The organism is Chitinophaga lutea (genome assembly GCF_003813775.1).
In the GTDB taxonomy this organism is placed as follows: Bacteria; Bacteroidota; Bacteroidia; order Chitinophagales; family Chitinophagaceae; genus Chitinophaga; species Chitinophaga lutea.
This window is the reverse complement of sequence record NZ_RPDH01000001.1, coordinates 2,865,147-2,883,969: the sequence shown is the minus strand read 5'-3', so window position 1 is coordinate 2,883,969 and position 18,823 is coordinate 2,865,147. Positions and strand designations below refer to the sequence as shown.

Below are 18,823 nucleotides of genomic sequence, written 5' to 3'. Positions count from 1 at the left end.
GCAGCGCCATGACGGCGCTGCCTATTCCTGATAAGGGTTTCCAGAGATTTAAGGTTTCTTTTCTTCCACCCACCACCGGTTCACGGTGTTGTGTTTTCCTTCCAGCACCACTTTATAAAAATCAGATGGAACGTCTTTCACGTCGATGTTCAGGCGCTCTTTCGCCGCGGGCACTTCCGCGATCAGCTTGTACACATCTTCCCCGCCTTCCTTGTAATGGTTGGTGGAGGCGAGCCATACCTTCACGGTCCCTTTCGGGTCCATCGCCTTCCAGGTCACATCGAGCCGGTCGCGGACCTTCAGTACACCCGGCTGCGCTACAGACACAGGGCCCGTCAGCGCAATGCCGTCCGATTCCCGGGTGGTGGCCTGCGGTAAGGGGAGTTGCAGGAAACGCGCCACGGTGGGCATGATGTCCACGATGGAAGGATAATAATAACGGGCATAATCATTCAGCACAGGCTGGTTGAGCAAAATCCAGCCGGAACGCTGGCGGGTGGATTGCCCGCCGTGCCCGCGGCCCGTTTTTTCATCACGGCCGTGGTCGGTCGTGATCACGATCAGCCAGTCTTCTTTGAACTGTTTCTGCCGGTATTGAATGGCCTCCCAGATACGGCCGACTTTCTCGTCCATCTTCCGGATAGCGGTGGTAAACTCGGGACTGTCGCCGTACATATGCCCCATATCGTCCGTATACTCCAGGTACACCCACGACAGGTCCGGCGCATCTTTACGGATGCAGGCGGCGGCATCTTCGGCCACCTGCGCATCGATCCGCTCCATATAACTCCGCCCTTTATCGTGCGGGAATTTGACGGTATCCAGTTCATAGCCGTCGAATTTATAATCCAGCGCAATGTTGCCTGCGGCCGGAAGCCCCTCTCCGACCAGCTTGGTGCGGTTATCCGTCCAGCTGCTGAAAATGGCCGTTTTCTGCTGCGGGTACTTTGCTTTGAACAGGCGGAAGATGTTGTGATAATTGTAGTTGGGCGCTTTGATGTCGTTGTCCCACACATTGTGTTTGTTCACCCAGGTGCCCGTCAATACGCTGTTGTAGCCTACCGCCGAGATGGTGGGTGTTTGAGAATAACCGCCTTTTTCGCCGCCTACGAATGCCCGCAGGTATTTACCCGCGTTGGCGATCTGTTTCAGATGCGGCGGGTCGATCTGTTCGAGTGCGTCCGCCGAAATGCCGTCTACGATAATGAATACCGCCTTCTTCTTTTGCGCATGTGCTGCGATGGCCAGCATCAGCAACCCGCCTGTGATCCATTTCTTCATACTTGTTTTTATTTCCAGTCAAATAATTGCGGGGCCAGTTTCGGGTTCAGCACCAGTTCGTTGAACGGTACGGGACGGTAATAGTATTTCGGCTCCTGGAAGTCGCGCGTCCTGGTCTCCGTTACGATGGTGCCGCCTGCATTCCCGTTGCGCAGGTACACCGTTACGTCTTCCCCGAAACTGCCGGCCTTGTAATATACCAGTTTTACGCCAAGTGAATTCGTTTGTTGTGATCCGGACGGCGGAATGGCGGTTCCTTTGTCGATGAGGATGATATCTTCCACACCGTCGCCGGTCAGGTCATATTTGCCCAGCCCGGGGAAGTACATCCCCTCCGGTATTTTCTCCAGGTTTTTGCCCGCGTTCCATCTCATCAGGTCGTCGAAGCGGTATCCTTCCATAGCGAACTCCACTCTTTTCTCGCGGCGTATTTCAAGGATAACACCGGTGTTGGCGCCTTTTACATTCGGGTATTTGGCCACCTGCAGCGGGTCTGGCGCGGCGTTGGCGGTGGCCATCACCAGGGCCGGCATACCGGCGCGCTGGCGGATGAGTGTAATGGATCTATCGAGGTCGCCCTGCGTGAGCGTGCCCAGTTCGGCTTTTGCTTCCGCGAAAATCAGCAGCACTTCCGCATACCGGTGCACGGGAAAGTCCGCGCCGTCGATCACTTTGGAATCGGTGCTGTTCATATAGCCCTTCAACTGGTGATAACCCGTGAAGTTCTTGTTCAGGCGGAGGATGTAAGGGTTCGCCACTGCGGGGGGATTCACCGCCAGTTTAAAGCCGGGATAAAAAAACGTCTGGCTCAGGCGGGGATCACGGTCGGCAAACTCCTGCACGTATTGCATCGTCTGATAACCGGGTTTATCCGTAAAGCGGCTGCCGTCTTTCATCAGGTAGGTCTGCACCAGGTCGCGGGAAGGCGACTGTTCGTAGTTGTTGATGTTGCCGTTATTGCCGCCATTCTTTTTCAAATCCTGGTCGAAAATATTTACCAGCATCACTTCCTTGTTGTTCGCCAGGTTCGCGCTGCTGAACAGGGCATAATAGTCCGTAGCAGGATTGCCGGTGTTGTGCAGCTGGAACTTCCCGGAACTGATGATTTCCTCCGATACCTTGGCGGCCGTTTGCAGGAATGCGTCGGCTGTTGCTTCCAGTTTCAGTTCGCTGTGATATTTCCTGTAAGTGCCTTCGTGCAGGGCAATCCGCGCCTGCGCCAGCTTCACGGCCCATTTCCCGGGCGTACCGGCCGGTACGGACTCTTTCACTTTTGCCGCCGCAAACTCGAGGTCGGCCATCACGCTGTCCATGATCAGCTTTCTCGGGTCGCGGGGTTTGTATAACGACACACTGTCGCCGGGATCCATCGCATGCGCATACCAGGGCACATCCGAGAATCTTTTTACTTTATCCATGTAAAAGAGCGCCCGGTAATACCTGGCGAGGCCCGCGTAGTGGTCTTTCACCTCCTGCGTTACGCCGGCATTATGATAGTTGTCGAGGAAATAGTTGATGTTGCGCAGCCTACCCCAGCTCCAGCCACCGGTGATGGTTTGGGACGAAGGCGTGCCCGTCATCATGCTTTTTATTTCCATGGCGCCGGTAGTGGCTTTGTCATCCGTATCCTGGTCGCTCACGTAACGGCCACGATCCGCCATGCTCAGCAGGCCGGTAACATAGAGGTTCAGGTCTTCCTCCGACTTGAAAAACAAATCCGGAGGAATGGATGTTTGCGGGTAGCGGTTCAGAAAGTCTTTCTGGCACGATGCTGCCGTCAGCCCTATCACGACGGCCAGCGATATGTTGAGAAGCGAGAATTTTTTCACTTGAAATGCTTTTTATCTTAAAAATCAAGATTGATACCGAAGGCATATTTCCGCTGGAAGGGATAAGCCCAACCAAAACCATCCTCGATGGACTCGGGATCAAAATATTTTTTGATGGAAGAGAACTCGTACAGGTTCTCACCGGTCACGAACACCCGGAGACGGCTGATGTGTATCTTTTTAGCCACCGATGAAGGCAGCGTATAACCCAGCGTTACGTTCTTGAAACGCAGGTAAGCGCCGTTCAGCAGGTATTTGGACTGCGGAATGTCGAGGCCGGAGCCATAGTTGGCGTCCGCCAGCCATGATTGCAATACCGGGAAATATCCGTTGGGATTGGCATCGGCGAGGCCTGCGGCAATGTATGAAGCAGAGTGCCTGTCGCGCGCAGCACCGGTTTCAGATGCACCGCGGTAGAAATCGAGGTTCCAGGGGTATACGCCGGCATATGGCTGCTGGTACGGGCCCCAGAAAAGATAGTGGCGGGGATAAAAATCACGTTTGGCTACGCCCTGCAGGAAAACAGACAGGTCGATGTTGTTCCACTGCGCCTCCAGCGTGATGCCGTAGCGATAGCGGGTGGCGCTGTTGCCGATGATTTTATAGTCGCCCGGATTTGCGGTGGTGCCATTACCCTTGGTGATCTTGCCGTCTTTATTCTGATCGGTATATTTCGGCCAGCCCGGCACAATATCGAGGGCGCCCCAGGGTACGATAGCCGTCTGGTCGAGCGCCTTGATCTCATCCGCATCCTTGAAATAGCCGTTGTTCTCCAGGCCCCAGATCTCTCCCACATACTGGCCGACGCGGTAATCGCTCAGCAGGCCGAGTTTGTTTTTGTCGTATTTCGTGATTTTGGTGCGGGAATCGGAGATGATAAAACGGGAGCTGAAAGTGAGTGGTTTATTGCCCAGCGAGAATTCGTTCTTATAACCTACAGACAGTTCCCAGCCTCTTGTATCAAGGTCTGCGGAGTTGGTCGGCGGAACGGAGGTGCCCAGTACGCCGGGTGCGGAAGACGCCGCTACGAGCATCCCGATGGTTTTACGGGAATACATGTCGAACCCGATCAGTATGCGGTCCTGGAAAAGGCCCAAATCGGCGCCCACGTTGAACGTATTTACTTTTTCCCAGGTGTACGACTGCGGGTCGACCGGCAGCAATGCCGCACCGGTAGCCACCGTGGGGAAAGCGCCGTTAACCAGGTAACCGGATGTGCCGACGGGGATTGTCGGGATGTGGCGGAAGTCGCTCGTCACCTGGTTGCCCAGCGCCCCGTAAGAGGCCCTGAACTTGAGGGTGGACAGTTGCCTGATGTTGCGGACGAAAGCTTCTTCGCTGGCGATCCATGCGCCTGAGATGGAGGGGAAGAAACCCCAGCGGTTGGAGGGCAGGAACCTGGAAGAGCCGTCCCACCGGCCGTTCGCTTCAATCACGTAACGGTTTTTGTACGTATAGTTCAGGCGCCCGAAATAACCGCGCAGCGCGTAGGTGGTATAACCGGCGCCCACAGTAGGCGTGCCGGTGGCCAGCGACAGGTACGGAAGGCTGGATGTGATCAGCACGTCCCTGGCCGCCTGTTCGAACGACCAGATATATTCTTCCTGGTTAAACCCAGCCAGTGCTTTTATCTCATGATCAGCGCCCAGTTTTTTGGTATAGTTGGCATACAGGTCATACACATCATGCTTCACAATGCCGTTGCGCACAGACACGGAGCCGCTGCCGCCTTCGGTACGGATGTCCTTCGGGCCATACCCGATGCTGTACTTTCTATAGTCGGTGTTGTATTTCCACATTTCGCGCTTGAAGCTGGCGTTGGCAGTCACCAGCAGATCGCCGTTGAGGAAGGTACCTACGCCTCTCACCACGTCCTGGAAACCGAAGCGGGTAGACACGTTCCGGCCGCCGCTGGTCAGCTTCGCGCCAAGCCGCCCTGCATCGGTATTCGCCCAGGTGCCGTCCGGGTTTTTAGCCACCTGCGTGGGCATGAGGTAATACAGATCGGTGATGCCGTAAGTGGGCGCATCGTATTTGATCTGGTAGATGTTCAGGTTGTTGTCAATCTTCAGCCAGCCCAGCGGCGAGAAATTCACGCGCGCACGGAGGCCGTAGCGGTTCCAGTCGTCTTTCGCGAGTTTGTTGAGGCCGTTCTCTTTGGTGTAGTCGGCCGACAGGAAATACCCGAAAGGTTTGCCTTTCCCGGTTTCGCCGCCACCGCTGAACGTCACGCTGTGATTGGAAGAGCTGCTCGACTTGTTGAAAAAGTATTCGTTCCAGTCGTTGCTGCCCATATAGATCCACTTGTTCGGATCATTGGGGTCGGTGCGCACGTCTTCCACGGAGGGATTGTCTGAACGCTCTTTCGCCCACTGGTAATGATAATCGGAATAGTTCACATAGTCCCAGGGCGTATTGTCCGTGGCGGTTTCCAGCACCCTCGAAAAGATGTAGGGGTCGGTTACCTGTTTGGGCAGTACGGTGGGCCTTGAGCTGGAGATGTAGTTATTGTAGCTCATCCGCTGCTTTCCGCCGGCGCCCTGTTTGGTGGTGATGAGCACTACCCCGAACGAGGCGCGCGCACCATAGATGGCGGCAGACGCCGCGTCTCTCAGCACGGTGATCGTGGCGATGTCGTTGGCATTCAGGCGGAAGAAGTCGTCCGTAGCCGCCGTGATGCCGTCGATGATGATCAGCGGGGTGGTTTCCCCGAAAAGCGAGCCCACGCCGCGGATATTGATGTTGGGCGTGGCGCCGGGAGCGCCGCCCTTGTAGTTGATATTCAGGCCGGGGCTCACACCCTGGAGGCCCTGGAATATGTTCGAGATGGGGCGCTCGGCCAGCTGTTTGCCGGCAACCTGGTCTACCGCACCGGTGGTGCTGATTTTCCGCTGCACGCCGTACCCTACCACCACCACTTCTTCCATCGAATTGGAATTGGGCTGGAGGACGACGTTCAGCGACGCACCGGAGCCCATCTGCAGTTCCTGCGTAACATATCCCACATAAGAAAATATCAGCGTCCCTTCTTCAGGTACCTTCAGTTCGAATTCACCCTTTTCATTGGTGAGCACGCCGATAGTGGTGTTCTTCAGCCGTACGCTCACCATCTGCAGCGGTTCGCCCGCAGGGTTCACCACTTTGCCTTTCGCCACAATGTCTTTCGCCACGGTAGCGGAGGGGGCGATCACGATAAGGTCGCCCGACAGGAAACGGTAGCCGAGGTTGGTATTGGCCAGCATCTGCTCCAGTACCTGCTGGATGGGCTGTTCCTTCGCGTCGATGGTCACTTTATGCCATGCAGGCAACCTGTCATCGTTGTAAACGAAACGGTATTTCGTTTGCAGTTCGATGAGGCTAAATGCTTTTTCAAGATTAGTACGGGACAATTTTACGGAAACGGTATGCTGGGAGCGAACGCTGGCGCTGACCTGCATACACGCAACAAAAACGAACATCGCGGAGAGCTTCATAAAAATAAACAGTTTTTTGAGGCTTCGCCCTGGTGGAAGCCAACTCACCACTGTACTTTTTTTCATACCTTTGAGTTGTTGGTTAATTGATAATTGATAAATGTTTAACGCATAGCAATGTCACTAGCCGACTTAATGGCGGGAAATGGCGCAATCATTTCCCGTTTTCTTTCCGGCTATACTGCAGAATGATATTATATGTGGCTGAAATTCTTTTATTCGATCCAGATCACACCGTCGTCGCCCTGTCTGAAGTGAAAGGAGCCGGTCAGCTCCAGTGCTTTCAGTACTTCAATGAGGCTTTCCTTGTCAAACACTCCCGATAAGTACACCTGTCTTTTGTTGTCGTTTTTAAAGCGGATATCTGCGTCGAACCAGTGCTCGAGCAGTACTGCCACCCGTTCGAGCGGCATTTTCTTGAAAGCGAGTTTATTTTCCACCCAGGCCGTTTCAGCGATCACGCTGTCTTCCACTTCCGTCAGCCTCGATTTCACCGGCTGATGTATCTCCACCGGGTTATGACCGTTGTTGTCCGGAGTTACTACAGCGGTCAGCATGGTGAGTTTTTCATTGGGCCTCAGGCGTACCACCCTGTTCTCCGTTTCATCCAGCACCACTTCCACCGCACCGCGTATAAGGGAGGTCACGGCGCTGTCTTCCTGCGGGTAGGCGCGCACATTGAATTCCGTGCCCAATACGCGGATGGCGAAAGTTTTTGTTCGTACGGTAAACGGGCGGTCAGCATCTTTCGCCACATCGAAAAAAGCTTCGCCTTCCAGCGTCACCTCCCTTTTCCCGCCGGTGAACTGTTTGGGGTAGTCCAGTTTACTGCCGGCATTGAGCCATACGGTGGTGCCGTCCGGCAGTTTGATATGGCTGCGGGAGCCTTTCTGCGTCACGAGTTGCTGCGGGGCGCCCTCCAACGGCGAATTGGCGGCGGGCAACCATTGGCGGCCCACGAAAAATGCCAGCGCCACGGCAGCGGCCACGCCTGTGAGTTGTAACACCATTCGTCTCACTTTACCTTTCGGGCGCACCGGTACCGGCTCGTCGTCCGCGTCCCCGGCTGCTTCCAGGCGGAGTTTATGCCTTCTCAGGGCCATATCCACTTCCTCGGGGCCAAAGAGCCGCTCCCGGTCTTTCCATGGATGCATGAGCATTTCCTTGATATAAGAAGCTTCCGGATGTTGTTGTAACAGGCGTTCCAGCTCCTTCTCCTCTTCGGGAAGCAGCTCATTTGCCATTTTCCGGGCAAACAGATTCCATATCCTTTCATGCGTCATACCAGAAGGACAGGTATGGCCTCAAAAGTTCCCTAAAGACTGCTGAAAAAATTTGTGTTAACGGAAAAGGAAGGATTTGGCGAGGTCGTGCGGCATATTCAGCCGGATGGCTTCCGCTACTTTTTTCACCGCGATGGTGAGCTGGGCGTCGACTGTTTTGGAGGAGATTTCCAGTAATTCGGCCACTTCTTTGTACTTCATCCCGTCCTGCTTCACCAAACGGAAAATAAGCTGGCAACGGGCTGGCAGGCTCCGGATGGCGGCCTCTATCCGCTGCGCCACCTCGGCGGAAATCATGCCTTCTTCCTGGTCGGGCGCCATGGCCAGCGCATCGGTATCCAAGGTATCCAAATGGGCATGCTGGTTCCTGCGGTGCTGTTCCAGCGTATTGAGAGAGCGGTTGCGGGTGCAAACGTAAAGATATACGCCGGGGTTCTCCACATCGGCCAGCTGCCGGCGTTTTTGCCAGACCATCATGAACACGTCAGACACGATCTCCTCCGCCAGGTGGAAAGAACCGGTGATAGCGGCCGAAAAATGAATCAACCGGCTGCAAAACAGCCTGTACAACTCATCATAAGCCTGCATATCCCCTCCTTCACAAATGTTCAGGAAAAGGCGTTTGATCAGTTCATTTTCAGTCATGCCCCAAAAATATGGTATTTAGTATCCTGCGATTATTAACGTATCGTTATTTCCCCGTTCTGGTTGATTATCCTTCGTTCACTGTCAGTGTTTCTGGAAGTAAAGTACAAATTTTATTAAATTTAGCTCCAAATTCTGATGTTATGAAACTAAAATCTGCTATCCTCTGTCTGCTCTGCGCTGCATCGCCCTTCATCCGCGCTGCCGCCCAACAGCCTACCCTCGAGAAATTATGGACTTCGGACACCACCCTGCGGGTACCGGAATCGGTCTATTTCGACGCGAAAAGAAATGTACTGTACGTGGCCAATATCGACGGCGCTCCCTGGGGAAAAGACGGTAAGGGATTCATTTCCCAGCTGACGCCGGACGGTAAGATCACGAACCTCAAATGGGTGGAAGGCCTCAGCGCGCCGAAAGGCATGGGCGTACACGGGAATCATCTTTACGTGGCCGACCTCGACGCCGTGGTGGTGATCGACATCGCCAAGGGCGCCATCGTAACCCGCCATACCATCGACGGGGCGCTGAACCTCAACGATATCACCGTCAGCCCGAAAGGCACCGTATATGTGTCCGATTCCAAAAGGAAAAAAGTGCACACGTTTGAAAACGGCAAATCAGCCGAACTGCTCGACAGCGCGAAAAGCGGCCTGAAAGGCCCCAACGGCCTGCTGTTCAGCCAGGGCCAGCTGCTGGTGCTCGACGGCGGCGCGGTGAACCGCGCTGAAAAAGACAACAGGATCGCCAAACTGGTAGATGTCACCAAAGGCACCGACGGCATCGAACATGTGAAAGCGGACGAATATGTGGTGTCGTGCTGGCAGGGTGAAATGTTCTATGTAGACCTGAAAGCCGGCACCGCCATCAAAATGCTCGACACGCAGGGTGAAAAGCTGCAGACGGCCGATATCGGTTACGATGCGAAAAAACGCATCGTATATGTGCCGACGTTCTACGGCAACCGCGTGACGGCCTACCAGTTAAAACCAGCGAAGTAACGCGTTTTAAGGGCTTCCTCCGATTCATGAAATCATAACGCGGGAAGCCCTTATCCTTTACGCATCTCACAGGCTCCTTTTGTACCTTTGCGCCAATGCGTCTGACCCGGATATTCATGATACTGGCAGTTTGTTTGCACGGCATCGCTGCCCGGGCACAGCGGACTGATACCTATACCTTCTCTCATATCTCCATTGAAGACGGGTTGGCGGGGAATCATATATCCTCCATCCTGCAAGACCGTAAGGGTTTTATCTGGATAGCCGGCACCGCCCTTCAGCGCTACGACGGCGAACGTTTCCTGACCATCACCAACTTCGACCGGCTGCCCGGTTCGATGTATTATGAAGATATCGCCCTGTTCGAAGACCGTACAGGCCGCATCTGGATAGGCACGCCGGACAACATCCGTATGTACGACCCCGTTACCGCCAAAGTAAGAGCCGTGCCGATCGAAGACGGACTGCTGTTTGCCGGCAATGTGGGCTGCCATGCCATTATCCAGGATAACAAAGGCGTGATCTGGACCACTACCTCCGCCGGGCTGTTGATGCTCGACAGTGCGGCCAGCCGCTTCCGCAGGGCGCCCGGGCTGCCGGACAGTATCCGCCGCCAGATGAACAGCGCCATTCTTGAAGACTATACCGGTCGCCTCTGGCTGAGCGGCACCAACGGCCTTTACGTGTACAGCGCCGACCGCCGTGAAGTGTACAGCCATTACAACAACCCCGCCGGCCTGACCGCTTTCGGTATGGGCTACAGCGTCAAGAAACTGTATGAAGATTCGAAACACCGTATCTGGATGGCCAGCCGCGGCAGCAAGGAGCTGTTCGTCTGGAACCCTGTCAATAACCGGCTGCGGGCTTACCGCTTCGTGAACAGAAATAACGACAGCGACCAGGTGTACGACATCAGCGAAGACCTTCAGGGCAACATCTGGACCGCCATGCTGGGCAACGGCCTTTACCGGCATAACAATACCCACGATACTTTCGACCTGCGCATCCCCGGCAACAATGCGGACGCGCTGGGCCTGCACTTCGACTATGAATCCAACTGCCTGCTGCACGACCGCGATGGCCACCTCTGGGTGGGCACCGACAAGGGCATCAACATCATGAGCCTGCACAACCAGTCGTTCACCCGCCTCGATTACCGCCGCAGCTTCCCCGATTCGGAAGTGACCGGAATTTACCGCGCCACCAACGGCGACGCCTACATCGGCTATTGGGGAGCAGGGTTCGTACGGCTCAACACTGCGCTCCAGCTGCAGCAGCAATACACCTACAGCGCCACCGGCAACGGTCTGCCGGAGGAAAGAAGCCTCGTGTGGAGCTTTGCGGAGCTGCGCAACGGCCGCATCCTGATCGGGCAGGAAAACGGGTACATCTCCGAATTCGATCCGCAGCAGCGCCGCTTTAAAAACTACCGGCCCAAGGGGCTGTACGACCAGACCGTGCTCACCATCACACCGGAAAAAGACACCACCGTTTGGCTAGGCATATACAAACACGGCCTTGCCCGCTGGAACCCTGTACAGAACACCATCTCCAACTATCCGCAGGTGCTGCATGCCATACAGCGCAATACTTCGGTGATGGCCATCGTGCCGCAGGCCGATTCCCTGCTCTGGCTCGCCACCACCAGCGGCGGACTGCTCCGCTTCCACAAAGACCGCGGGCTGGTGGAAAAACAGGTCATGTTCCGCCACCACAACGATACCGTGCGCAACATCACAAGCCTGCTGCGGTACAACGACAGCCTGCTGGTGGCGGGCACCGACCACGGCATCTTTTTCTACAACCATCTCCGCAACACCTGGGAGGTACAGGATATCAACGGCGAACATTTCGACGAATGGATCCTGAGCATGCATAAAGCCGCCGAAGAAGATGCCATCTGGTTCACGACGCAGTACGGCTTTTACCGCCTCAACGGCAAAACCCGCACCTTCAGCGCCTTCATACAGAACGACGATATCATCGACAACCACCGCCGCGTGCGGCGCAACATTGCCCTGCTTTCGAACGGCGACCTGCTGGTGGGCGCCTCCGACCACGCGGTGAGTTTTTCACCGCAGCACCTCCAGGAAAAACCCGCACCGCCCGATGTGACCATCGTGGAGATGCGGGTGATGAACCAGCTGGTGAACACCGATTCCGTAGCCGGCACCGACCGCGCCATCATGCTCCCGCACGATCAGAACTTTATCAGCATCTCGTTCAAATCACTGCAATACCATAACGAGAATGCCCGGTACTATTATCAACTCGAAGGCGTGGACGCCGACTGGCTGCCGGCCGAAAGCCTGCTGGTGGCGCGGTACACCGATCTTTCCCCCGGCCGCTATACCTTCCGCGTAAAAAGCATGAACACAGCCGGGATATTTTCGCGCAACACCACTTATTTCCGCATCGAGATAAAACCCGCGTTCTGGCAAACGTGGTGGTTCAGGGCGCTCGGCGTGCTGGTGCTGCTGGGCCTCATTTACGGGTACTTCCGCTTCCGCGTGTACCTCGTGAAAAAAGACGCCAAGAGCCGCGCGGCCTTCCGCGAAGAACTGGCGCAGCTGGAGATGAAGGCGCTGCGCGCACAGATGAACCCGCATTTCATTTTCAATGCACTCAATTCCATCCAGACGTTCATGATGAAAAATCAGACGGAGCAGGCCCTCGCCTATCTCAGCCGCTTCGCGCGGCTGATCCGTAACGTGCTGGACACCTCGCAGCTCAACAACATTTCCATCACACGGGAAGGCAGCATGCTGGAGAACTACCTCGAGCTGGAGAAACTGCGCCTCGATAATAAATTCGATTACAGGATAGACGTGGACCCTGCGCTGGACAGCGACTTCGTGGAGATACCCGCCATGGTGCTACAGCCCTTCGTGGAAAACGCCATCTGGCACGGGCTGCTGCACAAGGAGGAAAAGGGGTTATTGCACATCGCTTTCATCCGGGAAAACGGGCAGATACATGTGGTGATCGAAGATGATGGTATCGGCCGCGATGCCGCTACCATCATCAAGCAGCAAAGCCATCCCGCGCATGTGTCGCGGGGCCTGCAGATAACAAAAGACCGGCTGCAGATTTACAACAGCCGGTTCAATCTGGATGCTTCTTTTGATATCGAGGACCTCCGGGATGCCGCCGGCAAACCTTCCGGTACGCGCGTGAACCTGTGGTTCCCGCTGCAGGACGATTAACCCAGGCCGATCTCCTCGTGCCGCTCGGGTATTTCAATATCGTCGAATCCTTTTTTGTGGAGCCAGTCTTTAAACACCGTCTGCACTTCATATTCCCCATGTACGAGGAATAATTTCTTCACCCCGCGCGGATTCTGGCAGGCCAGCCACTGGCTCATATCTTCATAATCGCCGTGCGCGCTCATGGAACGGATAACGCCTACTTCCGCTTTCACCTCGTGCCGCTCACCGTAAATCGATACTTCGGTAGCACCGCGCATCAGGCGGCCGCCGAGTGATTGCGGTTCGCAGTACCCCACGATCAGCACGGTGTTTTTCCACTCGCCGATGTTATTGGCGATGTGGTGCTTCACGCGGCCGGCTTCCGCCATGCCCGATGCGGAGATGATCACGCAGGGTTCCTTGCGGAAGTTGAGCATTTTCGATTCTTCCACCGTTTTGATATACCGCAGGCCGGGGAAGCTGAACGGGTCGTCATCCACTTCCAGCATTTTGGCGACCTTCCTGTTGAAACATTCCGGGTGCATGCGCGTGACCTGGGTGGCTTCGAGCGACAGCGGACTGTCTACGAACAGATCCACTCTAGGCAGTTTGCCCGCCAGCTGTGCGCGGTTGAGCGCATAGAGCAATTCCTGGGTGCGGCCCACGCTGAAAGCGGGGATGATGAGTTTGCCCTTTTTCACCACGCAGGTTTCGTGGATGAACTTGAGCAACGCTTCATCTGTCGGCTCCACATCGGCATGCAGCGTGCTGCCGTATGTGGATTCCATGATGATATAATCGGCCTGGGGGAATACTTCGGGTGATTTGAGGATGGGGTCGCCATATCGGCCGATGTCGCCGCTGAAGGTCACCTGCCGCGTAACGCCCGATTCCGTGATGCGCAGGTGCACACAGGCACTGCCGATGATATGGCCCGCGTCGGTGAACAATACTTCGAGATCTTCATCGATGCGGTGCCATTTGCCGTACGGAACGGGCGTCAGCTGTTCCACTGCACGTTTGGCGTCTTCCAGCGTATATAACGGCTGGATGTACGGTTTTCCTTCCCTAGCATTCTTTTTGTTGACGAACTTGATATCGTCTTCCTGTATCTCGGCGGAGTCGAGGAGCAGTATTTCAGAGAGGTCGCGCGAGGCGGGCGTACAATAGATATCGCCTTTATAGCCCAGCTTGCACAAACGCGGCACGAGGCCGGAGTGGTCGATGTGGGCGTGGGAAAGGATCATCACGTCCACTTCCTGCGGATCGAACCCGAAATCGTGATTGAGGGGCACAGTTTCCCGGCCCATACCCTGGTACATCCCGCAATCCAGTAAAATCTTCTTTCCGTTCTTCAGGGTGATCAGGTGCTTTGAACCGGTAACGGTTCTGGCGGCACCATGAAATGTTATCTTCATAGCTATACTTTTTTAAAACTCCACGTGATCTGGAATCTGGCAATTTCTATACCATCTTCCTGTTTCCCCGTCACCTTGATATGGATGGTGGAAGGTTCGCCGCTGTTCACGGCCAGTGCTACGGCACGATGAATATCGTCGCCGGCTTCGCAGGTGAAGTATGTTTTTGTTTTGGCTTTTTTAAGGAAGAGCGCCTCCATCCCTGTAACGAGCATGGATACACGCAAACCCGCTCCCTGCGTATGTGCGATGGCCAGCACGCCGGAGCTCATTTCCGCCGCCATAGCCAGGCAGGCGAAGTAGGTGGATCTGAACGGGTTCTGCGAGAGCCAGCGGAAAGGCACCACCGTGGTGCAGCTGTGCGCATCCATGGAAACCACCCTCACGCCGGCCAGCCAGGCGCTGGGCAGCTTGTATAAAAGGAACAGGGAAAACCGGAAGCGGTTGTTCACCAGCCTGATAAACCGATTGTTCGCTACGGGTACGGCCATATGTTCAATTATTACAGGTTGTGCACGTAAGCGGAAATGGCCCGCTGTGCATTCACCCCGGGTTCGCCGGTCGGTTTTTCCACCGGCACATTATTGATTTGCCTGTCCAATATTACGGCATTTGTGTTATCCGCCAGCTGAATGTCCAGAATATCTTTCAGCTGCCGGAAATACGTTTTGTCGTAAATGGGGAAACACACTTCTATCCGGCGGTGCAGGTTGCGGTTCATCCAGTCCGCACTGCCCATATATATCTCTTCGTTTCCGTTGTTCTGAAAATAAAATATCCGCGCGTGCTCGAGGTAGCGGTCTACGATCCTCCGCACCGTAATGCCTGGCTGCGGCACAATGCAGCAGATACTGCGTATGATCAGCACCACCTCCACGCCTGCTTCCACGGCGGCGTACAGTGCGGCGATCATTTCCTTTTCCTGCAGGTTGTTGAGCTTGATGACGATGCGCGCCTTCCGGCCGGCACGGGCATGTTCCGCCTCGCGGGCGATCATGCCCAGGAACCGGTCCATCAGGTTGAACTGCGCTACCAGTAAATGATTGAAGGGAATAAAATTGTAGCGGGCAGGGGCGATGCCGGTTTGCATATAGAGGAACAGCAACTCCAGTTCCTGCGTCATTTCCTTATGCGCCGTGAGCAGCACATGATCGGTATAAAAACGGGCGGTGCTTTCGTTGAAATTGCCGGTAGCCATCAGGCCCACATAATCCCAGGTGTTGCCGCGCTGCCTTTTGACCAGCGCCACTTTCGCGTGCACCTTCAGGTTGGGGATGCTGTAGAGTATTTTGATGCCGGCTTCCTTCATCCGTTTGGCCCAGCGTACATTATTCGCTTCGTCGAACCGCGCTTTCAGTTCCACCATCACCGTTACCTGCTTGCCGTTGCGGGCCGCGCTGATAAGGGCATGCACGATCTGCGAGCCGGACGCCACGCGGTAGAGAGTCACATATATTTCTTTGACATCCGGGTCGAGGGCGGCCTCGTTGAAATACCGGAGGATGTAATCATAATTCTGGTAGGGCACATGCAGCACCACGTCCTGCTCCAGCACGGTGTCGAGCAGACCTTTTTCGCCATCCAGCGGCTTCACGCGGGCGGGCGGCATGGGCGGGTAAAAGAGCGACGGGTCTTTGGAGGGCAGCGGCATGTCGGCCAGGTCGCGGAGATGATGGTACCTTCCGCCGGCCACCATTTCCTGCGGGGCTATCCGGAAGTATTTCGCCAGCGCGGCCTGCAGGTGTTCCGGCATGGCCGCATCGTACAGAAACCTCGTCGGCAACCCCAGGTCGCGCTTGATGAGCATGTTCTCCACCTTCTGCAGCAGCGTGCCGCTGAATTCGTCCACATCGATTTCTGCATCGCGGGTCAGCTTGATGCTGTATGCACCCTGCACTGATCTCCCGGGAAACACGAGGTCCAGGTGCGCGCGCACCACATCATCGAGGAAGGCGATGCCGCCGCCGGAGAGTTTCAGGAAACGGGGTAAGATACCGGAAGGGATGTTGACCATGCCCATGCCCCCGTCTTCAAAACCGGCTATGAGGTAGAGGGCGTTGTTTTCGAGGAAGGTTTCCGCCGGGGTGTGCAGTTGCAGTACCACGGGATGCAGCAGGCCCATCACCGTGCTGTGGAAATAGTCCTGCACGGCCGCTTCGGGCGGCAGCGGCGTGCCATAATGAAGGTGAATGCCCTTCTGCTGCAGCGCCTGCAATACATTTTTCAGCATGCTGCCATACAGGTTCAACTGCCGGCCGATTTCGGCCTGCGCCTGCGGCAATACGCTGGTATTGGCCTCTTCGAGCTGGTGCAGCGCCATCAAAGCGGGCATGCGCACCCTGAAAAACTCGTCGAGGTTCGAAGAAAAAATCGAGAGAAAACGAACGCGTTCGAATAAAGGCACTGCCTCATCGCCCGCCATCATCAGCACACGGCCGTTGAAAGAAAGCCAGCTCAGGTCCCTGTCGTTCAGTGATGTATCCATCTTGTACAAATCCTATCCTTTTGACGAAAAAAACAAAGCTGCAATCGTAAATGCCAGCACCGAAGCGATGAGCCCGAACATAAATGTATTGTAAGCGAAGCGGAGCAGCCTGTATTTGCGCCCCAGCACCACGCCCAGGTTGTAGATGTCGTGTATCATATTGCTGTAAAGATACTCCCCGTTCCCCATGATCGTTTCCATCCCGTCTTCGTATTCCTGGTAAGTCATCTGGTGGAAGTTCCCGAAAAAGAGCAGGTTCGATTTTTTGCTGCGGATGTCGAGGTCGGTGAAACGGCCGCTCGTCACATTCGGGCGCGTGGCCAGCACGGCAAACACGATGGTGGTGACGCTCGTGGTCAGGAAGAGGATGGCGGGCAGGATGAACTGCGGGTAGTCTTCCAGCTTGCGAAGCAGCACGGAGAGCAATACGGAAATGATGATGGCGTTCACCGATATCATGATATTGGCCTTGGAATCGGCCATGGAGCTCAGGCGGATGTGATTGGTGGAAGTGGTGCGGAACATGGTTTCCACGCCTCGGCTGGAGCGTTTGTCCTTTTCCCCCTTTTCCCCTTTCAGTTCTTTTTCATGCACCTTCTCAAACTGTTTCTCGGCCGCTTTGAGCTGTTTCTTTTCTTTCTCCCGCTCTTTCTCCTGCTCGCGCAGCGCTTCGCTCTGTTTTTCCTCGAGCTTGGTGCGGAGCTTTTCCAGGTTCTCTTCTTTCTGCTGCTTCAGCAGCGTCTGGCTGTAAGCGGTGTGATATTTATGCGATTCGAGGAACTGTATGCTCGACTTCGCCCAGTCGGCCCCCGATATTTTACTGCCGGTGGCCAGTTCGGTTTCGGCGCGGAGGAGTTTGTTGCGCTTTGAAAATTCCTTGGTGCCCAGGTGAAAAAGATCGGCGTCGCAAACGATCTGCTCCAGCAGGTTCTGCGGCGCCTGCGGCATTTTGGTGGCCAGTATGCAGCCTGCTATCTGTTGTGCGGTGGCTTCTGGCAGGCCCTGCGACAGTGCGAAGGCCCGTGCGGCATCGGCGCCGGCCTGCTCGTGATGCTGACGCTCTCCCAATAAATACCCCATATCATGAAACCATACGGCGATCATCACCACGAGCAATTCCTGCTCAGGCAACCGGTAATGCGCGGTGATCTGTTCCGCCGCATGTACCACCTGCAGCGTATGCGCCTTGTTATGATATACCAGTACAGGCTCGGTATGCTGATCAAACTGTTGGGTTACATAAAGCTGCGCGGCGGCAATCACTGAACTAATTTCCATTGGATATTGTATTTACAGAGAAGAATTCAATTCCAAATTACGTCATTTTTTGCGTTAATTTTATTGTCTAAAGTCCGGTTTTATGAAGCTTATTAAGTATTACGCCCTGCTGTTGCTGTTCTTCTCCTGCCAGATGGTCGGGGAAAAACAGGAAAAAGGAGCCACCTCCCCGCAAGGATACGAGCTCTCAAAGCCGGAGCGTTTTAAAGTCCGTGAGTCGCTCCAGGAAATCTCCGGCCTCGTGTATAACGGCGACGAATCCAACTTCATCGCCAATAACGACGAGCAGGGCAAACTCTTCCAGGTAGGCCTGCGCACGACCGATCCCTACCCTTCCTGGAAATTCGGCAAAGGAGGCGACTATGAAGAAGTGGTGCATGCGGGAAACGACTGGCTGGTGCTGAAAAGCAACGGCACCATGTATAAGGTGGCCGGTCTTTTCACCGACTCTACGGACTCCGAAGCCTTCCATTTCCCGGTGCCCGGCAAACGGGAATTCGAAGCGGCCTATTACGATGCCGGCAAAAACACCACCTTCATTATCTGTAAAAACTGCGAGGAAGATAAAGGCGAGAAAGCCACCAGCGTGTATGCTTTCCGGATGGACAGCCTGCGGTACGATTCCGCAGCCGCCTTCCGTTTCGAGAACAGGGACATTCCCGGGCTGAAAGAATCGCCCTCCAAACACTTCCGGCCTTCCGCCGCCGCCGTGCACCCCCTCGAAAACCGGGTGTACATCGTGGCTTCCATCAACCGCCTGCTCGTCATTACCGACCTCTCCGGCAAAGTCCTGGAAGCGCATCCCCTGCCGCGGAAACATTTTTCACAACCGGAAGGCATTACCTTTGCGCCTAACGGCGACATGTATATTTCAAACGAAGGAGACGAGGAAAACACCGCCGATATCCTCAAATTTAAGTACCATCCGCACACCAAATAACT

At 55.2% G+C, this 18,823-nt stretch carries 12 protein-coding genes; 3 read left to right on the top strand and 9 right to left on the bottom strand.

Going from position 1 to position 18,823, the window contains the following annotated elements:
- Positions 1-48: 48 nt before the first annotated feature.
- The 5 genes from EGT74_RS11710 to EGT74_RS11690 form a co-directional block, all read right to left on the bottom strand.
- A complete protein-coding gene (locus EGT74_RS11710; protein ID WP_123846680.1) occupies positions 49-1,281 on the bottom strand; it encodes an alkaline phosphatase family protein in 1,233 nt (410 codons plus the stop codon).
- Between the two features lie 8 nt (positions 1,282-1,289).
- The gene (locus tag EGT74_RS11705; protein ID WP_123846679.1) at positions 1,290-3,110 is read right to left on the bottom strand and encodes a RagB/SusD family nutrient uptake outer membrane protein; all 1,821 of its coding nucleotides are present in this window, start codon (positions 3,108-3,110) and stop codon (positions 1,290-1,292) included.
- A 17-nt stretch (positions 3,111-3,127) separates the two neighbouring features.
- Complete coding sequence (locus EGT74_RS11700; protein ID WP_220392843.1) at positions 3,128-6,583, bottom strand: SusC/RagA family TonB-linked outer membrane protein; 3,456 nt, start codon at positions 6,581-6,583, stop codon at positions 3,128-3,130.
- Between the two features lie 215 nt (positions 6,584-6,798).
- Positions 6,799-7,827 (bottom strand): FecR family protein, encoded by a 1,029-nt coding sequence (locus tag EGT74_RS11695; RefSeq protein ID WP_158618097.1) that lies wholly within the window; start codon positions 7,825-7,827, stop codon positions 6,799-6,801.
- A 96-nt stretch (positions 7,828-7,923) separates the two neighbouring features.
- Entirely contained in the window at positions 7,924-8,511 is a 588-nt protein-coding gene (locus EGT74_RS11690; RefSeq protein ID WP_123846676.1) for an RNA polymerase sigma-70 factor, read from the bottom strand.
- Between the two features lie 143 nt (positions 8,512-8,654).
- Between EGT74_RS11690 and EGT74_RS11685 the strand changes: the two genes are divergently transcribed.
- Together EGT74_RS11685 and EGT74_RS11680 are read left to right on the top strand one after the other, a co-directional pair.
- A complete protein-coding gene (locus tag EGT74_RS11685; protein WP_246008192.1) occupies positions 8,655-9,512 on the top strand; it encodes an SMP-30/gluconolactonase/LRE family protein in 858 nt (285 codons plus the stop codon).
- A 95-nt stretch (positions 9,513-9,607) separates the two neighbouring features.
- The gene (locus EGT74_RS11680) at positions 9,608-12,718 is read left to right on the top strand and encodes a sensor histidine kinase (protein ID WP_123846675.1); all 3,111 of its coding nucleotides are present in this window, start codon (positions 9,608-9,610) and stop codon (positions 12,716-12,718) included.
- Here the strand turns inward: EGT74_RS11680 and EGT74_RS11675 are convergent.
- The 4 genes from EGT74_RS11675 to EGT74_RS11660 are packed head-to-tail and all read right to left on the bottom strand — an operon-like array spanning position 12,715 to position 17,881.
- Complete coding sequence (locus EGT74_RS11675; RefSeq protein WP_123846674.1) at positions 12,715-14,118, bottom strand: MBL fold metallo-hydrolase RNA specificity domain-containing protein; 1,404 nt, start codon at positions 14,116-14,118, stop codon at positions 12,715-12,717. The genes EGT74_RS11680 and EGT74_RS11675 overlap by 4 nt on opposite strands.
- Before the next feature lie 2 nt (positions 14,119-14,120).
- Positions 14,121-14,609, bottom strand: coding sequence for a DUF4442 domain-containing protein (locus EGT74_RS11670; protein WP_123846673.1), 489 nt, complete (start codon positions 14,607-14,609; stop codon positions 14,121-14,123).
- An 11-nt stretch (positions 14,610-14,620) separates the two neighbouring features.
- Positions 14,621-16,603 (bottom strand): polyphosphate kinase 1, encoded by a 1,983-nt coding sequence (gene ppk1, locus EGT74_RS11665; protein ID WP_123846672.1) that lies wholly within the window; start codon positions 16,601-16,603, stop codon positions 14,621-14,623.
- A 12-nt stretch (positions 16,604-16,615) separates the two neighbouring features.
- Positions 16,616-17,881 carry a Pycsar system effector family protein gene (locus EGT74_RS11660; RefSeq protein ID WP_123846671.1) on the bottom strand — a complete coding sequence of 422 codons (1,266 nt, stop codon included), beginning with the start codon at positions 17,879-17,881 and terminating at the stop codon, positions 16,616-16,618.
- Between the two features lie 82 nt (positions 17,882-17,963).
- Here EGT74_RS11660 and EGT74_RS11655 point away from each other — a divergent pair, with 82 nt between their 5' ends.
- A complete protein-coding gene (locus tag EGT74_RS11655) occupies positions 17,964-18,821 on the top strand; it encodes a hypothetical protein (RefSeq protein ID WP_123846670.1) in 858 nt (285 codons plus the stop codon).
- Positions 18,822-18,823: the final 2 nt, after the last annotated feature.